This window comes from Aeromonas sp. ZOR0001 (genome assembly GCF_000801015.1).
Taxonomy (GTDB): Bacteria; Pseudomonadota; Gammaproteobacteria; order Enterobacterales; family Aeromonadaceae; genus Aeromonas; species Aeromonas veronii.
This window is the reverse complement of the sequence record NZ_JRJY01000080.1, coordinates 124,906-142,809: the sequence shown is the minus strand read 5'-3', so window position 1 is coordinate 142,809 and position 17,904 is coordinate 124,906. Positions and strand designations below refer to the sequence as shown.

Here is a 17,904-nt window from a genome sequence, read left to right as displayed (position 1 = left end):
CGCCTTGTTGTGGGTAACTGAAAAATCCCGCCGCTGGCGGGATTTTTGTCAGTGGGGATGGGATCTCCACCGCTGTTTTAGTCATGGAATCGCTTATTGCTTATGGTGTTGTCATCCGAATTACTGGCCAGCATCCTTGAAGAGGTGCGCCCGTTGCTGGGACAAGGCAAGGTGGCCGACTACATTCCGGCACTGGCTCAGGTACCGGCCGATCGGCTCGGTATCGCAGTCTGTACCGTTGAGGGGGAGCTGTTCACCGCCGGTGACGCTTTTGAACCCTTCTCCATCCAGAGTATCTCCAAGGCCCTGAGCCTGACCCTGGCACTCACTCTCTATCAGGAGGAGGAGATCTGGGCCCGTGTTGGCAAGGAGCCCTCCGGCCAGCCCTTCAACTCGCTGGTGCAGCTCGAGTTCGAGCAGGGAATTCCCCGCAACCCCTTTATCAATGCCGGGGCGCTGGTGGTGAGCGATCTGCTGGAGACCCGCCTCACTGCGCCGCGTCAACGTACCCTCGAGCTGGTGCGCCGCCTTTCCGGCAATCCGGCCATCATGGCGGATCAGGTGGTCGCCCGCTCCGAATATCAGCACTCTGCCCGCAACGCCGCCATCGCCTATCTGATGAAGGCCTACGGCAACTTCGAAAACGAAGTGGACAAGGTGCTGCAAAGCTACTTCAATGCCTGTGCCATCCGCATGAGCTGCGTTGATCTGGCGCGGGCATTCATCTATCTGGCCAACCGTGGTGTGCCACTGGGCGAGAGCGTGCCGCTGCTGCCCGCCCGCACCACCAAGCAGGTCAACGCCCTGCTCGCCACCTGCGGCCTCTATGATGAGGCGGGCGATTTTGCCTATCGGGTCGGCATGCCGGGCAAATCGGGTGTCGGCGGCGGTATCATCGCCCTGATCCCGGGCGAGCTCTGCGTCTGTGTCTGGTCGCCCGAGCTCAACAAAGCCGGCAACTCGCTGGCGGGCACGGCGGTGCTGGAGCTGCTGGCCGAGCGGCTGGGTCGCTCCATTTTTTAACCTTGTTCACTATGAATCGAGAAATCACCATGAAACGACATCTTCGCTTCCTGCAGGCCGCGCTGGCGACCTTACTGCTCTGGTGTGCCCTGCCCGCCGTGGCAGGGGAGTTGCCACCGCTCTCGCTGGCCGATGCCAAGGCCAAACAGGCTGTCATCCTGGATACCCGCGCCAGCTACTTCTATCAGGGGTGGCCGATGGAAGGGGAGAAGCAGGGCGGTCATGTGGCGGGCGCCGAGAACCTCTCTGCCGAGTGGAAATACAGCGATGAAGAGTGGCCAAAGGCGCTCGAGAGCAAGGGGCTGAAGGCCGATCGTCCGGTTGCCCTCTACGGTGCGTCCCGCGAAGTGGCCGAGGTGGCCCGTCTGCTGCGCAAGCAGGGGATCAAGCAGCTGTTCGAGCTGCAAGGGTGGCAAGCCGCACCGCGCGAGTCGCTGGCACGCTGGCAGCAGCTGGTCTATCCGCGCTGGTTGGCTGACCTGCAAGAGGGCAAGCCGGTTGCCGCGGCGCCCAAGGGGGACTGGAAGCTGTTTGAAGTGGATTGGGGTTCACCCAAGGCCTACCTCATCAGCCACATCCCGGGGGCCGGTTATATCGATACCAACAGCCTCGAAGAGGAGCCGCTGTGGAACAAGGTCTCTGACGAAGCACTCAAGAAGCTGCTGCTGGATAACGGCATCCGTCACGACACCACCGTCATCCTCTATGGTCGCAACACCATGGCGGCCGCCCGTGCCGCGCACCTGATGATGTATGCGGGGGTGGAAGATGTGCGCCTGCTGGACGGTGGCCTGGATGCCTGGTTTATCCAGCACCTGCGCACCGAAACCGGTCTTCCCAACAAATATGAGCCGGTGAAGGAGTTTGGCGTGGCCATTCCCGCTCACCCCGAGTACTACACCACGCTAAGTCAGGCGAAAGAGCTGCTCAAGCAGCCCGATAGCGCACTGGTCAGCGTGCGCACCTGGGACGAGTTTGTCGGCAACACCTCAGGTTACAGCTATATCAAGCCGAAGGGCGATATCCCGGGAGCCAAGTGGGGTCATGGTGGCGTCGATGCCAACAGCATGAGCGACTTCCACAACCCGGACGGCACCATGAAGCCGGCCCGCGAGATCCTCGCCATGTGGGAGCAGTGGAATATCGAGCCAACCCAGCAGGCTGCGTTCTACTGCGGTACCGGCTGGCGCGCCTCCGAGGCCTTCTTCTACGCCTGGCTGATGGACTGGAAGCAGATCAGCGTCTACGACGGCGGTTGGTACGAGTGGAGTTCCGATCCCAAGAACCCGACCGTGACCGGTGAGCGTCAGCCTGCCAAGTCATGATTGCGTTCTTGCGCTTGAAAGAAGAGGCCGGACAGAGATGTCCGGCCTTTTTCATTGCGCTCGCCACCCGGCCAGATAACTAGGCTAAGTCGCTGATTATTGACGGCGATCCCGCTTTGCTCATCGCACCATCCCGTGCCGTGCGATTGAACTAGGCTTCAAGAAACATCCTCGTGGTGAGGATGATCGCAGAAGAGGCCGCAATGAAAAAACTGATGATGATCCTGGTGTGTGCCCTGGGGCTGGTGGCATGCAGCTCCCAATACATCATGAGCACCAAGGATGGCAAGATGATCACCACAGAGAGCAAACCCAAGCTGGATGAGAGCACCGGCATGTATCGCTATTACGATCATGAAGGGCGCGAGGTAATGATCAAGAAAGATGACGTGACCCAAATCATGGAGCGCTAAGCGCTCTCTTGCCGCAAGGGCCGCTATCTGCGGCTCTTCTCTTTTTGCCGAAAAGTCGCGCTGTTTTCTCTGTTGATCCCCGCACATTCGCAGCAAATTCAGCTTTGATACAGCTTCCGTTATGGTTTAACCCTTATCATCACACTCCATTTTTTATTGGAGGTGTTATGTCCTTGATGTCTATCTGGAATTCCGGTTTTTCTGCACGCAGCTTGCTGGGTGGTGCCTTGCTGGTGGTGGCGTCAGCCAGCCATGCCGGTGACGATCAGTTCACGCTGGGGCGGACTATTTTGCTGGGAGCCGGTGATCATGGCGCGACAATTCCTTTGGTGGTTTGCCGTCAGACCAAATATATCAAGGTGAAGGCGGAGCGTGATTTGACTCTGGATCGGGTGGTGGTGACCTATGGTGGTGATCGTACCAAGACCATTCGTTTCGATCGGGAAATGAGCAGTGATAAAGAAACCGAGTGGAAATCACTGGGCTCGCGCCGTTGTGTGAAAAAAATCGAAGTGTACGGTAATTCAGAGCGCAGCAAAGCGGGCGTAAAAGTATTCGGCCGCAAATAATTGATGCGGTTTTTCTGCGCAGACAGATGAGTTAAAAATAATGGCGAGCCGTGGCTCGCCATTATTTTTTATGGTCGGGTTCGCTATTTTTTCGGCCGAAACGGCTTGATGACAGTTTCATCGCACTCAAGATACGGCCCTTCCATCAAATCGATGCAGTAGGGGATGGCAGGGAAAACTGCATCCAGACATTCGCGGATTGATTTGGGCTTGCCCGGCAGATTGACGATCAGGGTATCGTCGCGCAGCCCGGCAGTCTGGCGCGATAGAATGGCAGTCGGCACAAATTTGAGGGATTCGGCCCGCATCAGCTCGCCAAAGCCCGGCATCATGCGATCACACACCGCCTCGGTCGCTTCCGGCGTGACATCCCGCTTGGCCGGACCGGTGCCGCCTGTGGTGACGATGAGACAACACTGCTCCTCATCCGCCAGCCGGATCAGGGTCGCTTCAATCTGCTCCTGCTCATCGGGGATCACCTGATAGACAGGTTCCCACTCCGAGGTCAGATAGGCGTTCAGGGTGTCGATGATGGCCTTGCCGGAGAGGTCTTCATAGATGCCCGCGCTGGCGCGATCGCTGACGGTGACGATACCGATTTTTGCCTTGCTCATGGTCTGCTCTTGAATGTCCGATAAAAGTGGCAATTAAAATAACATAATCAGTGAGATATGTTAAACCGTCAGGAGATGACGCGGGTCGGTGAGGGAAGAATAAAGTGTCGAATGAAGCAAAATAAGGCCACCCGGATTTTTATTTGCAATAAAAAACAGAAAATCACAACCTAAAATGTATAAGTGTTTTATCTCGCCTGAATTAAAAACAATCGCTTGTTTCCAAACACAATTAAAATAGATAGACACCCTCGTAGTGACCATTGTCCGGTTTAGTCGCCAGTGGATGGATTGAACCCTTTTTAGCCGCGTCGTATATACAGATTTATATGGCTGGGACGTGATGGTGTGGTACCGCAGTGTGTTGCCAGCAATAGTCGCCAAGGAGGGCATATGGAGTTGCCTGATTTTGACACCCTGAAGGAGTTGGCTGCGAGTGAGCCCTCCCGGCTTGATGCGATTCTGGAGCAGCAGATCGACCAGTTGATGGCCCGTGCGAGCCCCGATCAGCAGCGCCGTCTGCGCGGGTTGCAGTTCAAGATTGATGGTCAGCGCCGGCTGGCGAAAAACAATCTTGATAGCTGTATCCGGATTACCAACATGATGCGGGAATCTTTTTATTTGATGCGCAGCGAAATGAGCCAGTTCAGAGAAGAGGGGGACCCTCCGCCTGAAAGCGATGGCAGTGGTAAAATAATCCATCTGACGGACTATCGACGTCGCAAATAATCTGCAATAACCCCCTTGGTTGATATTTCAGCCAAATCGGTGAAGCCATAATAAAGGGAATTGCTGGCGACCTGATTGTTATGGTTTTTAATGTTAGTCGTAATGTATTTGTGATGTAATCTCTTTTCTCCTTCTTGTAATAACTAATTAGTCAGGTTGTGATAGGGGTGGATGAATAACAGTAAAAGTTAGGCTAATATGGCCGAAATTTTTATTGCTACGACTCGAAGGGATTATGAGAAGTATCACACCAAGACGGGTGTTGTCGCGGGAACAACAGACAGAGATCACCCGCATTATCGTCAAGGTGGGTCAGATGTTGGCCCAGTTCGGGGCGGAGAGCCGGATCATCGAGCAGACCACGGTGCGGCTGGGGATGGCGCTGGGGTTGGAGAGTGTCGAAATGGCCATCTCTTCCAGTGCCATCGTGCTCACCAGCCTCTATCAGGGGGGTTGCGTCACCACTACCCGGCGGGTGCGCGAACATGGCATCAATATGCAGGTGGTGTGCGAGATCCAGCGGATCTGCATCATGGCGGAAAAAGAGCTGATCGGTGCCCGTGAAGTGCGCCAGCGGCTCGAGGCCATCGTCCCTTTCCACTATCACCCCTGGCTGGTGGTCCCCATGGTGGGGCTCTCCTGTGGTGCCTTTAGCCTGCTGTTTGGCGGTGACTGGCCCATCTTCCTGGTGACCTGTTTCTCGTCTGCCGTGGCGATGCGGGTGCGCCAGCTGATGGCCCGCCATCACCATAGCCCGCTCATCAACTTTGCCGCCACCGGCTTTATTGCCACCTTGCTCTCCTCCAGCGCCACCTTTTTTAACTGGGGTGACCAGCCCTATCTCGCCATGGCGGCCAGCGTGCTGCTGCTGGTGCCGGGCTTTCCGCTGATCAATGCGGTCTCCGACATGGTGAAGGGCTACTTCAACATGGGCTTGGCCCGCTGGGGGACCGCGACCCTGCTGACCATCAGCGCCGCCATAGGTATCATTTTGGCCATGTCGGTCACGGGGATCTGGGGGTGGAAAGTATGATGGATTTGCTCTGGCTACTGGCCAAGGATGCCTTCTGGTCCTCCATTCCAGCGGTGGGGTTTGCCATGCTGTTCAACGTGCCACCACGGATGCTGAAGTATTGCGCCATGGGCGGCGCGCTGGCCCACAGCTTGCGTACCCTGCTGATCCACTACGGCATGCCCATCGAGTGGGCGACGCTGGCGGCGGCGACCACGGTCGGCTTTGTCTGCGTCTACTGGTCGCGCCGTCTGCTGGCACCGCGTCCGGTGTTCAGCGTGGCTTCCATCATTCCGATGATCCCGGGCAGTTATGCGTTCAAGACCATGATTGCGGTGGTGGAGCTCAACATCAACGGCGTGACCATGGAGTTGATTCAGAGTGCGGTGGAGAACGGCCTCAAGGCGCTCTTTATCGTCGGTGCCCTCAGTTTCGGTTTGGCGATCCCCTCTCTGGTCGTGTACCGTAACCGCCCCATAATCTGACAGACGGTGAGAGGCCCCATGAAGATTTCCATGATTGCCGCCATGGCCCACGACAGGGTGATCGGCAAGGACAACCAGATGCCCTGGCATCTGCCTGCCGATCTGGCTCACTTCAAGCGTGTCACCCTCGGTAAACCGGTATTGATGGGGCGCAAAACCTTCGAATCCATTGGTCGACCGCTACCCGGACGGCGCAATCTGGTGATCAGCCGCAATCCCGACTATCAGGCCGAGGGCATTGAGGTGGTGGGCTCCGTCGAGGCGGCGCTGGCGCTGTTGGCAGGTAGCTCGGTGGAGGAGTTGATGGTGATCGGTGGCGGTCATCTCTATGCCGAGATGTTGCCGAGCGCGGATTGTCTCTACCTGACCCGCATCGATCTGGCGGTGGAGGGTGATACCCGTTTCCCCGCTTTTGACGATGGTCAGTGGCAACGCGTTGATTGCGAGAGCCACCCTGCCGATGAAAAGAACCCGCACCCTTATAGCTTCGAGACCTGGCAGCGCCGCTGACGGACGAATGCCAATGGGCAAATAACAACAAGGGCATCTTCGGATGCCCTTGTTGTTCTGTTGGGTTTTCAAGACGGGATTAGATGCCTGAGCCGTCGTTCTCGCCATTTTCCTCGTGCAAACCGCACTCGCGCTTGAGGCCGAAGAAGCGGGTCTGCTCCTCGCTCATGCCCGGCTCCCACTTGGCGGTGGTGTGGACATCGCCCACCGAGAGATAACCCTGCTCCCACAGCGGGTGGTAGGGGAGGTCGAACTCCTTGAAGTAGTAGAAGACATCCTTGTTGCTCCAGTCGATCACCGGCAGGAACTTGAAGCGGCCGCGCTGGATGCCCAGCACCGGCAGCTTGCCACGGCTGCCGGACTGCTCCCGGCGCAGGCCGGAGAACCAGGTCTGGGCCCCCAGCTCACGCAGGGCGCGGTCCATCGGCTCTACCTTGTTGAGCTGGTTGTAGCGGGTGATCCCCTCCACCCCCTGCTCCCACAAGAGGCCAAATCGTGCCTCCTGCCAGGCAGGGCTGAGCTCGGCCCGATAGATCTTGAGATTTAGCGCGAGGCGCTCGGTCAGCTCGTCGATAAAGCGGTAGGTCTCGGGGAACAGATAACCGGTATCGGTCAGCACCACCGGCACATCGGCCCGCTCGCGGCTCACCAGATGGAGCATCAGCGCCGCCTGAATGCCGAAGCTGGATGAGAGCACATGCTCCCCCGGCAGATTTGCCAGGGCCCAGCGCACCCGCTCGGGGGCACTCATGGTATCCAGCTCCCGGTTGAGGGGCGCCAGCGCCTCGACTTGCTCCTCACGGCCGAGGGCTAGCAGCGCCTGCAGGTCAAGGCGGCCATCTTCAGTGACATTAAGCGGCATAGAAGTCCCTCGCAGAATCGATAACGGGCGCAATCACTCCAGCCCGGATCACGAAGTCGCCGAAGCACTCACCCTGCTTTCGCTCGGTGGCCCAGCGGCCGATCAACGCGTCGAGTTCGGCCAAAATCTGCTGCTCGGTGATGTTCTCCTGATAGAGGCGCGGAATGCGGGTGCCTTCCAGGTTGCCCCCCAGATGGAGGTTGTAGCGGCCGGGCGCCTTGCCCACCAGACCCACTTCCGCCAGCATGGCGCGGCCGCAGCCGTTGGGGCAGCCGGTGACCCGGAAGATGATGGCGTCATCCGCCAGCCCATGTTTGGTTAGCAAGCCCTCGATGTCGGTGACAAAGGCGGGCAGCATGCGCTCCGCCTCGGCCATCGCCAGCGGGCAGGTGGGCAGGGCCACACAAGCCATGGACTGCTTGCGCTGCTCGCTTACGCTGTCATCCAGCAGGCCGTATTGGCGTGCCAGCCCTTCGATGCGGGCTTTTTCGCTGGCAGGTACCCCGGCGATGATCAGGTTCTGGTTGGCTGTCAGGCGAAAATCCCCCTGATGCACCTTGGCGATCTCCAGCATGCCGGTTTTGAGCGGCTTGCCCGGGAAGTCCAGCAGGCGGCCATTCTCGATAAACAGGGTGAGGTGATGCTTGCCGTCGATCCCCTCGACCCAACCGAAGCGATCGCCACGGCTGGTGAACTCATAGGGGCGAACCGGCCCGAACTGGATGCCGGCGCGGCTCTCCACCTCGGCCTTGAAGGCTTCGACGCCAACCCGTTCAAGGGTGTACTTGGTCTTGGCGTTCTTGCGGTTGACCCGGTTGCCCCAGTCGCGCTGGGTGCTGACCACGGCGGCCGCCACCTCCAGCACGTGAGAGAGCGGAATAAAGCCAAAGTCGCTCGCCTTGCGCGGATAGGTGCTGGTGTCGCCGTGGGTCATGGCTAGGCCGCCGCCCACCAGCACGTTGAAGCCCACCAGTTTGCCACCTTCGGCAATGGCTACGAAGTTGAGATCGTTGGCGTGGATATCCACGTCATTGTGGGGCGGGATCACCACTGTGGTCTTGAATTTGCGCGGCAAGTAGTTGGAGCCCAGGATCGGCTCCTCATCCTGCCCCAGTTTTTCACCGTCCAGCCAGATTTCCACGTAGGCGCGGGTCTTGGGCAACAGGTGCTCGGAGATCTTCTTGGCCCACTCGTAGGCCTCCTGATGCAGCTCGGACTCCACCGGGTTGCTGGTGCAGAGCACGTTGCGGTTCACATCGCCGGCGGTGGCGATGGAATCGATGCCGGTGCTGTTGAGGGTCTGGTGCATCAGCTTGATGTCGCGCTTCAATACCCCGTGGAACTGGAAGGTCTGACGGGTGGTCAGGCGGATGCTGCCGTAGAGGCTGTGCTCTTCGGCGAACTTGTCGATGATCTGCCACTGGGCCGGGGTGATGATCCCACCCGGCAGGCGGGCACGCAGCATGACGTTGTGCAGCGGCTCCAGCTTCTGGGCGGCGCGCTCCGGGCGGATGTCGCGGTCATCCTGCTGGTACATGCCGTGAAAGCGGATCAGCTGGAAGTTGTCGCCGTTAAAGCCGCCGGTGAGCGGGTCCTGCAGATCTTGCTCTATGGTGCCGCGCAGGAAGTTGCTCTCGCGCTTGAGGCGCTCGTTGTCGGCCAGCGGCCCTTCGACCGGTCCCGCTTTTGGGTGAGAAAGAGGTTGTTTGCTCATCAATAGACATCCCTTTGATAACGTTTGGCACGACGCAATTCGCTCAAATACTCTTCTGCTTCCTCACGGCTCTTGTGGCCGTGTTCGGCAATTACATCCAGCAGGGCCTCCTGCACATCCTTGGCCATTTTGTTGGCGTCGCCACACACATAGAAGTGAGCGCCTGCTTCCAGCCACTGGTAGAGCTCAAGCCCTGCCTCGCGCAGGCGGTCCTGCACATAAATCTTGTTGGCCTGATCCCGGCTGAAGGCTAGCGAGATCTTCGACAGCAGCCCCGATTTCACATAACGCTGCCACTCCACCTGATAGAGGAAATCCTGGGTAAAGTGGGGGTTGCCGAAGAAGAGCCAGTTCTTGCCTTCCGCGCCCTGAGCTTCCCGCTCCTGCATAAAGGCGCGGAACGGGGCGATGCCGGTGCCCGGGCCCACCATGATGACGGGGGTATCTGGGTTGGCAGGCAGGCGGAAGTTGTCGTTGTGCTCGACAAACACCCGCACCTCGCCATCCTCAATCAGCCGATCCGCCAGATAGGAGGAGGCGGCGCCAGAGCGCACAGTGCCATCTTCCTGCGGGTAACGCACCACGCCGACGGTCAGGTGCACCTCCTCTTCCACTTCGCTCTGGGCAGAGGCGATGGAGTAGAGGCGCGGGGTGAGGGGGCGCAGCAGGCCAACCAGCTGCTCGGCCGTGAGCGCGGTCGGGAAGCGTTTCAGTACATCCACCACTTGGGCAGAGGCGACCAGTGCATTGACCTGGGCCTTGTCGCCAGCCAGATCTTTCAGCGCCGCATTATCCGATATGTCAGCGAGCCCTGTGATAAAGCCGCCGTGCAGCCGGGTCAGTTCGAAGTGACTGGTCAGGGCCGCGCGCAAGGTGCCGTGGGCCGTGGCTTCATCGCCAGAGAGGCCGGTCAGGGCCAGCACTTCGCCCACCAGTTCGGCGTCATTGTCGAACCAGACACCGAGGGCATCACCCGGCTGATAGGTAATGCCGGAGTCGGCCAGATTGATCTCGATATGGCGGATATCCTTGGTGGAATCCCGGCCAGTGATCTTCTGATTGACCGACAGGCGTGCAGGGAAGGGGTTCTCCTTGCTGTACTGGCTGTGGCCAACCGCCTGCTGCACCGCGCTGGCTACGCTGCTGCTGGCCGCTCCGGTAGAGAGGGTTGCGGTGATGGCGTTGAGTGCCTGTTCGCCCCACGCCTTGGCTGCATCCTGATAATCCACATCAAGGCTGGCGAGCTCATAAATGCGCTCGGCTCCAGCGGTGGCGAGGAAGTTGTCAAAATCTTTGCCGGTCTGGCAGAAAAATTCGTAGGAGCTGTCACCCAGCCCCAGCACCGCGAACTTGAGGCCGTCCAGTTTGCCAACCTTGCCTTTTTTAAGCTGCTCGAACAGATCGACGGCGCTCTCCGGCGGTTCACCCTCCCCGTAAGTGCTCACTACCACCAGCAGGTGGCTCTCTTTCTTGAGCTGCTTGGGTTTGTAGTCGGCCATCGACGCTAGGGTGACGGGTAGGCCGCGGGCCTCTGCCTGCGCCTTGATGGCAGTGGCGACACCTTTGGCGTTGCCGGTCTGGGAGCCGTAGAGAATGGTCAGGCTGCCGCTGGGTGCAGCCACGGCGGCGCTGGTTGCAACGCTCTGCTGACCGGTCTGGGAGAGGCCGTAGAGATATCCGCTCACCCAGGCCAGTTGCTGGGTATTGAGGGTCGAGAGTACCTGACCCAACTGACGTTGCTGCTCGTCAGAGAGGGGGGAGAGGTTGAATGGGGAATCCTTCAATTGCATCACACGCGTCTTCCATGGTCTGATTTTTGGCCAGATTAAAGGGCGTGTTGGATAACAACAAAGAATAAAAATATCTTCTTTATTCCATTATTGAATTTATAAAGTGATTTGGCGGTAAAGGAGATAGAAAAACGCCCCGCAGTCGCGGGGCGTTTTTATTGGCTATCACGCTCGGGATTGACCCAAGGGATGTAGCTGACTTCTGTGGGCTTTATTTCTGCGGACGCAGGGCCGGGAACAGAATGACGTCACGGATGGTGTGGCTGTTGGTGAACAGCATGACCAGACGGTCGATACCGATACCCTGACCGGCAGTCGGCGGCAGGCCGTGTTCCAGCGCGGTGACGAAGTCGGCGTCGTAGAACATGGCTTCGTCGTCGCCAGCTTCTTTCTGATCAACCTGATCCTGGAAGCGCTTGGCCTGGTCTTCTGCATCGTTCAGCTCGGAGAAGCCGTTGGCCAGCTCGCGGCCACCGATGAAGAATTCGAAGCGGTCGGTTACATCCGGGTTCACGTCGTTGCGACGGGCCAGCGGAGATACGGCAGCCGGGTACTCGGTGATGAAGGTCGGTTGCAGCAGCATGTGCTCCACGGTCTCTTCGAAGATCGCGGTGATCACGTGGCCCAGCTCCCAACCCTTCATCAGCTCGATGTGCAGACGCTTGGCAATGGCCTTGGCGCTCTCGAGGGTAGCCAGATCGTCCAGGGTTACATCCGGGTTGAACTTCAGGATGGACTCGACCATGGTGAGGCGCTGGAACGGCTGACCGAAATCGATGGTCAGGCCCTCTTCGCCCTCTTTGGCGTAACGGATCTTGGTGTCGCCCAGGATGTCCTGCGCCAGGGTGCGCAGCAGCTCTTCGGTCAGGTCCATCAGATCGATGTAGTCGGCGTAGGCCATGTAGAACTCGATCATGGTGAACTCGGGGTTGTGACGAACCGAGATACCTTCGTTACGGAAGTTGCGGTTGATCTCGTAGACACGCTCGAAACCACCGACCACCAGACGCTTCAGATAGAGCTCCGGAGCGATACGCAGGTACATGTCGATGTCCAGCGCATTGTGGTGAGTGACGAACGGACGCGCGGAGGCACCACCAGGGATGACTTGCATCATCGGGGTCTCCACTTCCATGAAGCGCTTTTCGTTGAAGAACTTGCGGATACCGGCAACCACCTGGGTGCGGATCATGAAGGTCTTGCGGGACTCTTCGTTGGCGATCAGATCCAGGTAGCGCTGGCGGCAGCGAGCCTCCTGGTCGGTCAGGCCTTTGTGCTTCTCGGGCAGCGGACGCAGCGCCTTGGTCAGCAGGCGGATATCGGAAACGTGAACGGAGAGCTCACCGGTCTGGGTCTTGAACAGGGTACCTTCGACACCCACGATGTCGCCCAGATCCCACTTCTTGAACTGCTCGTTGTAGAAACCTTCCGGCAGGTCGTCACGGGTGACGTAGACCTGGATCTTGCCGGCCATGTCCTGCAGTGTGGCGAAAGAAGCCTTGCCCATGATCCGGCGGGTCATGATGCGACCGGCAATCTTCACCCGTTTACCCAGGCTCGTCAGCTCCTCGGCGCTTTTGTCGTCGAACTCTGCGTGCAGATCGCCAGAGAGGCTGTCGCGACGGAAGTCGTTGGGGAAAGGATTACCCTGGGCGCGCAGGGCGGCCAGCTTGGAACGACGCTCGGTCATCTCGTTGTTGAGTTCGAGAGTTTGGTCGACTTCCGGAGTGATGGTTTGTTCAGACATGGTGATTCCTGCTTGTTTACAGACCTGATTTCAGGCTGGCTTCGATAAACTTGTCCAAGTCACCGTCGAGCACCGATTGGGTATTACGGGTTTCGACGCCGGTGCGCAGATCCTTGATACGGGAGTCATCCAGCACATAGGAACGGATCTGGCTGCCCCAACCGATATCAGACTTGGTCTCTTCCAGGGCTTGTTTCTCAGCGTTCTGCTTCTGAATTTCCAGCTCGTAGAGCTTGGCTTTCAGCTGCTTCATACACTGGTCTTTGTTTTTGTGCTGGGAACGGTCGTTCTGGCACTGTACCACGACACCGGTCGGAACGTGGGTAATACGCACCGCGGATTCGGTTCGGTTAACGTGCTGACCACCGGCACCGGAGGCGCGGTAGACGTCGATCCGCAGATCCGCCGGGTTGATCTCGATATCGATATCGTCATCGATCTCGGGGTAGACGAACACAGAACAGAAGGAGGTGTGACGGCGGCCACCGGAATCGAACGGAGACTTGCGAACCAGACGGTGTACGCCGGTTTCGGTACGCAGCCAGCCGAACGCATATTCGCCGGTGAACTTGATGGTGGCGGATTTGATACCAGCCACGTCGCCTTCGGAGCATTCAATCAGCTCGGGCTTGTAGCCGTGGGCATCGCCCCAGCGCAGGTACATGCGCAGTACCATGTTGGCCCAATCCTGTGCTTCGGTACCACCGGAGCCGGATTGAATATCGATATAGCAGTCGGAGCCGTCGTGCTGACCGGAGAACATGCGGCGGAATTCGAGATCCACCAGCTTGGCTTCCAGTTGTTCGGATTCGGCGATGGCTTCGTTGAAGGTCTCTTCGTCTTCCCCTTCCACGGCCAGGCTCACCAGCATCTCGACGTCATCCACGCCCTGGGTCAGGGTGTCGATGGTGCCGACCACGTTTTCCAGCGCGACGCGCTCTTTGCCCAGCGCCTGTGCGCGCTCGGGTTCATTCCATACGTCCGGCTGTTCCAGCTCGGCGTTGACCTCTTCTAGACGCTCTTTCTTGGCGTCATAGTCAAAGGTACCCCCTAAGAAGCTCGGTCCGCTCAGACAGCTCCTTAAGTTTATTTAATACGGGATTAACTTCGAACATCGTGAAAACTCTCAGGGTCGATGTGATTTAAAAACGGGATATTCTAGCCAATTGTGGAAGGAATAAACAGGGTTGCCTTGGCTTGTGCGGCTCATGCCGTCAATTTCTGGTGCACTTTTCTCCACCTCGGTAGAAAATATCGCCCGCAAACCCATTTTCAGGTTCAGTTTTGGCCATTCGGGTCGCTAATGACTACGTGTAGTGTTGTGCAATTCAGGGAAAAACCCGCTCCTCACCTCAATAAGAAGAACACATGATGAAAAACCTGTCACTCAAGCAGAAGATACTGTTGTCAGTGGTGATCGCCCTTTCGTTGGTGATTTTGTTGCTCTCCTGGCAGAGCTATAGCAGCCAGAAGTCCCTGTTGCTGCAAGGCAGCCAGGAGCAGTTGCAACGGCTGGGTACCCAGCAGGCCGAGCGTGTCAGCGACTGGCTCGCCGCCCGTCGCGACGTGATCCAGGCGCTCGGCAACAAGGCCGGTGCCGAACCCCTCAATGCCTTGCAACAGGCACAAGTTTCCGGCCGTTTCCAGCTCACCTATTTCGGTGAGAGCAGCGGCAAGATGAATGACTCCGATCCCTCCATCAACCGCGATGGCTACGACCCGCGCTCCCGTGGCTGGTATCAGGAGGCGATGAGCAAAGGTGGCCTGATTGTCACCAAACCCTATCTCGACGTGGCTTACAACATCATGGTGGTGACCCTGGCCCAGCCGGTTTCTGGCGGGGTAGTCGGTGGTGACCTCTCCATCGCTTCGCTGGTGGAAGACGTGACCAAGATGCAGCTGCCTGCCGACGGTTTCGCCATCATGATGCACAAGGATGGCACCATCATCGCCTACAAGGATGCCGCCAAGGCGATGAAACCGGCCAGCGAGATCGACAACGATCTGACCAATGCGCTGATCGAGCAGAGCAAGTCGAGCAAGGATTTGGTACCAGCTTATTTTGACAGCGAAGGTCGCGACAAGCTGCTGTGGGCGGCTGATATCCCCGACACGGATTGGGAGCTGGTGCTGGTGCTGGACAAGGCCGCGCTGGAAGCGCCGCTCTCCTCTCTGCTGATGACCCAGCTGGGCATGGCGCTGCTGGTGCTGGTGGGCAGCATCCTCGCTATATCCTGGCTGGTCAGCATGCTGCTTGGCCCGCTCACCAAGGTCTCCCAGGCACTGGCTCGTATTGCCGATGGTAATGGCGATCTGACCCAGCGCATCAAGATCGACGCCAACGACGAAGTGGGCCAACTGGCCAACAGCTTCAACCGTTTCGTCGGTAGCCAGCATCAGCTGATCGGCAATATCCGTCAGCTGGCCAACGAGCTGAACGCCGATGCCGAGCGCAGTCTGGTGACCAACCAGGCCGCGGTGGACGAGTTGCAGCGTCAGCAGCAGGAGGTGACCATGGTCGCCACTGCGGTCACCGAGATGGCGAGCGCCACCATGGAGATCGCCGGCAACGCCGAGAACACCGCCGCTGCTGCCCAGCAATCTGCCCAGAGCAGTGAGCAGGGCAAGATGCTGGTCAACAAGACCCGCCAGTCCATCAATGGTCTGGCCGAAGAGGTGGGGCAGGCGACCGAGGTGATCGGCGAGCTGAGCCGTCACGCGCAGGCCATCACCAGCATTCTCTCCACCATTCAGGGGATTGCCGAGCAGACCAACCTGCTGGCGCTGAACGCAGCCATTGAAGCGGCCCGTGCCGGTGAGCAGGGTCGTGGTTTTGCGGTGGTGGCTGATGAGGTGCGGGTGCTGTCGCGCCGTACCCAGGACTCCACCCAGCAGATCCAGTCCACCATCGAGACCCTGCAACAGACTACCGCCCGTGCGGTGAGCCTAATGCAGACCAGTCAGGGGCTGGCGGACAACAGCGTGCAGGATGCGGATCAGGCGGTGCGCGCACTGGAAGAGATCACCAGCGCCATCTCCCTCATCTCCGACATGGCGGGTCAGATCGCCACTGCCGCCGAGGAGCAGACTCAGGTGACCGGCGAGATCACCCAGAACACCACCGCCATCAAGGATGTGAGTGATGAGATCACCGCATCTGCCATGCGCGATCTGGATCAGGCCCACAGCCTCAAAGGGCGTGCTGCTGACCTTAACCAGCAGGTGTCGACCTTTATCCTGTAAGGTGCACGTCCCGGTCTGTTCCGGCTGAGATAAACAAGCCCCGCCCTCTGTCGAGTGCGGGGCTTTTTGTTGTTCGGGGGGAGTGCGGGATGTGGGGATTAAGCTCCGTCCGGGTTGCTCGCGGGTCACCCTGGTACCGGATACGTGCCACGGCTCTGCCTGCGTCAACTGGCGAGTAGAGAACAAACAAAGAGCCCACCGAAAGGTGGGCTCTGATCATATACGTCTGACGGAAAGGGAATTACAGGAATGGCATCGCCATAAACAGCTTGATCACCATGGCGTTGATGATGTCGATAAAGAAGGCACCCACCATGGGCACCACCAGAAACGCCAGGTGGGAGGGACCGAAGCGCTGGGTAATGGCCTGCATGTTGGCGATGGCTGTCGGGGTGGCCCCCAGGCCAAAGCCGCAGTGACCTGCCGCCAGCACGGCCGCATCGTAATTTTTGCCCATGACCCGGAAGGTGACGAAGATGGCGTAGAGCGCCATCGCCACTGTCTGGGCGGCCAGCAGGATGAAGATGGGCAGCGCCAGGCTGGCCAGATCCCACAGTTTCAGGCTCATCAGTGCCATGGCGAGGAACAGCGACAGGCTGACGTTGCCCAGCAGGGAGACCTCGCGATCGCTCACCTCATGCCAGTTCAGCAGGGTCAGGACGTTGCGCAGCAGCACGCCGACAAACAGCACGCAGACAAAGATCGGCAGCTCGAAGGCGCCCCCTTTGAGGGAAGCAGAGAGCAGCTCGCCGCCCTTGAGGCTGATGGCGATCAGCGCCAGCGTTTCGATAACGCTGAAAGTGGTGAGGGGGCGCTCCATGTCGGGCATTTCGAAGCCCTGTGGGGCCTCATCCTGATTGTGCTCCTCACCGGGCACCTGCACTTTCTTCACCAGATAGCGAGCCACCGGGCCACCGATCAGGCCGCCCAGCACCAGACCGAATGTGGCACAGGCGATGGCGAGCTCAGCGGCGGATTGCACCCCGTATTTCTCGGAGAAGGTAGCGCTCCAGGCCGCCCCGGTGCCGTGGCCGCCGGAGAGAGTGATGGAGCCGGCCAGTAGCCCCATGTGGGGATCCAGACCGAGCAGGGTCGCCAGACCGACACCCAGACTGTTCTGCACCAGCAGCAGGCCGGTGACCACCATCAGGAAGGTAACCACCGCCTTGCCGCCGCGTTTCAGGCTGGCGAGATCGGCGGAGAGACCGATAGAGGCGAAGAAGGCCAGCATCAGCGGGGTTTGCAGGCTGGTATCAAATTGCAGCTCCATTTGCAGGGTGGAGCGCAGCAGTAGCAGTACCAGCGCGACCACCAGGCCGCCGGCTACCGGTTTGGGGATGTTGAAGGTACGCAGCAGCCCGACTCGGGTAACCAACACCCGGCCAAGCAGCAATACCAGAGTGGCAGCGACCAGCGTTGCGTAGGAATCAAGTTGTAACATTCAGTACTCCCATGTTGATTGGCTGTGTCTTTCATAGCAAAAGACTTACAGATTCAGCCGGGATGAAAACAGTGTGGCTTATGTGCCAGCAAAGAAGGGGAAACATCTCCCCGCCCCAGGAAAGATGGGGCTTGTGCGGGCCTGAAATGCTCAGGCATCCAGATGAGATTTTAGTAAAATCCGGCGGATTGTAGCAAAAAGCATCGTTTAATTCCATCTTTGTCGTATTAATGCTCGTTTTAGTCGTTTATTGTGACATTTAACACTATGTAGGTAGAGGGCAGAAAAGCCGAAAAGGGTGCATGGAACGGCTGTCATTTGGGGCGCCAGTCTCTATAATTCGCCGGTTTCCGCTGCACGCAGAGGCGCTGGCGGGCGTTGACATTGTGGTTCACCCAAACATGGTTCATGTTTTGGCGGTGTTCAC

16 protein-coding genes are annotated in these 17,904 nt (G+C 58.6%); 9 read left to right on the top strand and 7 right to left on the bottom strand.

Annotated elements, in window-relative coordinates:
- Positions 1–102: 102 nt before the first annotated feature.
- The 4 genes from glsB (at position 103) to L972_RS10495 (ending at position 3,330) form a co-directional block, all read left to right on the top strand.
- Entirely contained in the window at positions 103–1,023 is a 921-nt protein-coding gene (gene glsB / locus L972_RS10510) for a glutaminase B (protein ID WP_047438087.1), read from the top strand.
- 29 nt (positions 1,024–1,052) lie between these two features.
- Entirely contained in the window at positions 1,053–2,348 is a 1,296-nt protein-coding gene (locus L972_RS10505) for a sulfurtransferase (protein ID WP_047438085.1), read from the top strand.
- Positions 2,349–2,551: 203 nt separating this feature from the next.
- The gene (locus tag L972_RS10500; RefSeq protein ID WP_005335219.1) at positions 2,552–2,761 is read left to right on the top strand and encodes a YgdI/YgdR family lipoprotein; all 210 of its coding nucleotides are present in this window, start codon (positions 2,552–2,554) and stop codon (positions 2,759–2,761) included.
- Positions 2,762–2,928: 167 nt separating this feature from the next.
- Entirely contained in the window at positions 2,929–3,330 is a 402-nt protein-coding gene (locus L972_RS10495) for a DUF2541 family protein (RefSeq protein ID WP_047438083.1), read from the top strand.
- An 83-nt stretch (positions 3,331–3,413) separates the two neighbouring features.
- Here L972_RS10495 and mog read toward each other — a convergent pair whose 3' ends face one another.
- On the bottom strand, positions 3,414–3,944 hold the full coding sequence (gene mog, locus L972_RS10490; RefSeq protein ID WP_005348144.1) for a molybdopterin adenylyltransferase: 531 nt from the start codon (positions 3,942–3,944) through the stop codon (positions 3,414–3,416).
- 393 nt (positions 3,945–4,337) lie between these two features.
- Here mog and L972_RS10485 point away from each other — a divergent pair, with 393 nt between their 5' ends.
- The 4 genes from L972_RS10485 (at position 4,338) to folA (ending at position 6,680) form a co-directional block, all read left to right on the top strand.
- Positions 4,338–4,673, top strand: coding sequence for a DUF3135 domain-containing protein (locus L972_RS10485; protein WP_047438081.1), 336 nt, complete (start codon positions 4,338–4,340; stop codon positions 4,671–4,673).
- 235 nt (positions 4,674–4,908) lie between these two features.
- Positions 4,909–5,706: a threonine/serine exporter family protein gene (locus L972_RS10480; protein ID WP_005348133.1), complete on the top strand. Its 798-nt coding sequence runs from the start codon at positions 4,909–4,911 to the stop codon at positions 5,704–5,706.
- On the top strand, positions 5,703–6,170 hold the full coding sequence (locus L972_RS10475) for a threonine/serine exporter family protein (protein ID WP_026035076.1): 468 nt from the start codon (positions 5,703–5,705) through the stop codon (positions 6,168–6,170). Before L972_RS10480 ends, L972_RS10475 begins: the two co-directional genes overlap by 4 nt.
- A gap of 18 nt (positions 6,171–6,188) precedes the next feature.
- Positions 6,189–6,680 (top strand): type 3 dihydrofolate reductase, encoded by a 492-nt coding sequence (gene folA / locus L972_RS10470; protein ID WP_047438078.1) that lies wholly within the window; start codon positions 6,189–6,191, stop codon positions 6,678–6,680.
- A 79-nt stretch (positions 6,681–6,759) separates the two neighbouring features.
- Here folA and L972_RS10465 read toward each other — a convergent pair whose 3' ends face one another.
- The 5 genes from L972_RS10465 to prfB all read right to left on the bottom strand — a co-directional run bounded on the left by L972_RS10465 (position 6,760) and on the right by prfB (position 13,908).
- Positions 6,760–7,542: a phosphoadenylyl-sulfate reductase gene (locus L972_RS10465; RefSeq protein WP_047438077.1), complete on the bottom strand. Its 783-nt coding sequence runs from the start codon at positions 7,540–7,542 to the stop codon at positions 6,760–6,762.
- A complete protein-coding gene (cysI, locus tag L972_RS10460; protein WP_047438074.1) occupies positions 7,532–9,256 on the bottom strand; it encodes an assimilatory sulfite reductase (NADPH) hemoprotein subunit in 1,725 nt (574 codons plus the stop codon). The genes L972_RS10465 and cysI overlap by 11 nt, the downstream gene beginning before the upstream one ends.
- Positions 9,256–11,046, bottom strand: coding sequence for an assimilatory sulfite reductase (NADPH) flavoprotein subunit (locus L972_RS10455; RefSeq protein ID WP_047438072.1), 1,791 nt, complete (start codon positions 11,044–11,046; stop codon positions 9,256–9,258). The genes cysI and L972_RS10455 overlap by 1 nt, the downstream gene beginning before the upstream one ends.
- Before the next feature lie 211 nt (positions 11,047–11,257).
- Positions 11,258–12,793: a lysine--tRNA ligase gene (gene lysS / locus L972_RS10450; protein ID WP_047438071.1), complete on the bottom strand. Its 1,536-nt coding sequence runs from the start codon at positions 12,791–12,793 to the stop codon at positions 11,258–11,260.
- A gap of 16 nt (positions 12,794–12,809) precedes the next feature.
- Positions 12,810–13,908 (bottom strand): peptide chain release factor 2 gene (gene prfB / locus L972_RS10445; protein ID WP_100645262.1). Its coding sequence is split into 2 segments (ribosomal slippage): positions 12,810–13,832 and positions 13,834–13,908, totalling 1,098 coding nucleotides; the frame shifts between segments, so codons are not numbered across the junction.
- A 256-nt stretch (positions 13,909–14,164) separates the two neighbouring features.
- Here prfB and L972_RS10440 point away from each other — a divergent pair.
- Positions 14,165–16,036: a methyl-accepting chemotaxis protein gene (locus L972_RS10440; RefSeq protein ID WP_047438069.1), complete on the top strand. Its 1,872-nt coding sequence runs from the start codon at positions 14,165–14,167 to the stop codon at positions 16,034–16,036.
- Positions 16,037–16,277: 241 nt separating this feature from the next.
- Here L972_RS10440 and gltS read toward each other — a convergent pair whose 3' ends face one another.
- Positions 16,278–17,477, bottom strand: coding sequence for a sodium/glutamate symporter (gltS, locus tag L972_RS10435; protein ID WP_005348115.1), 1,200 nt, complete (start codon positions 17,475–17,477; stop codon positions 16,278–16,280).
- Positions 17,478–17,904 lie beyond the last annotated feature (427 nt).

Bases quoted from the DNA above. Each gene is read 5' to 3' on its own strand.
- L972_RS10440 (WP_047438069.1), top strand. From the start codon at position 14,165: ATGAAAAACCTGTCACTCAAGCAGAAGATACTGTTGTCAGTGGTGATC.
- L972_RS10505 (WP_047438085.1), top strand. From the start codon at position 1,053: ATGAAACGACATCTTCGCTTCCTGCAGGCCGCGCTGGCGACCTTACTG.
- folA (WP_047438078.1), top strand. From the start codon at position 6,189: ATGAAGATTTCCATGATTGCCGCCATGGCCCACGACAGGGTGATCGGC.
- L972_RS10465 (WP_047438077.1), bottom strand. From the start codon at position 7,542: ATGCCGCTTAATGTCACTGAAGATGGCCGCCTTGACCTGCAGGCGCTG.
- L972_RS10455 (WP_047438072.1), bottom strand. From the start codon at position 11,046: ATGCAATTGAAGGATTCCCCATTCAACCTCTCCCCCCTCTCTGACGAG.
- L972_RS10475 (WP_026035076.1), top strand. From the start codon at position 5,703: ATGATGGATTTGCTCTGGCTACTGGCCAAGGATGCCTTCTGGTCCTCC.
- cysI (WP_047438074.1), bottom strand. From the start codon at position 9,256: ATGAGCAAACAACCTCTTTCTCACCCAAAAGCGGGACCGGTCGAAGGG.
- L972_RS10500 (WP_005335219.1), top strand. From the start codon at position 2,552: ATGAAAAAACTGATGATGATCCTGGTGTGTGCCCTGGGGCTGGTGGCA.
- L972_RS10495 (WP_047438083.1), top strand. From the start codon at position 2,929: ATGTCCTTGATGTCTATCTGGAATTCCGGTTTTTCTGCACGCAGCTTG.
- glsB (WP_047438087.1), top strand. From the start codon at position 103: ATGGTGTTGTCATCCGAATTACTGGCCAGCATCCTTGAAGAGGTGCGC.
- mog (WP_005348144.1), bottom strand. From the start codon at position 3,944: ATGAGCAAGGCAAAAATCGGTATCGTCACCGTCAGCGATCGCGCCAGC.
- L972_RS10480 (WP_005348133.1), top strand. From the start codon at position 4,909: ATGAGAAGTATCACACCAAGACGGGTGTTGTCGCGGGAACAACAGACA.
- L972_RS10485 (WP_047438081.1), top strand. From the start codon at position 4,338: ATGGAGTTGCCTGATTTTGACACCCTGAAGGAGTTGGCTGCGAGTGAG.
- lysS (WP_047438071.1), bottom strand. From the start codon at position 12,793: ATGTCTGAACAAACCATCACTCCGGAAGTCGACCAAACTCTCGAACTC.
- gltS (WP_005348115.1), bottom strand. From the start codon at position 17,477: ATGTTACAACTTGATTCCTACGCAACGCTGGTCGCTGCCACTCTGGTA.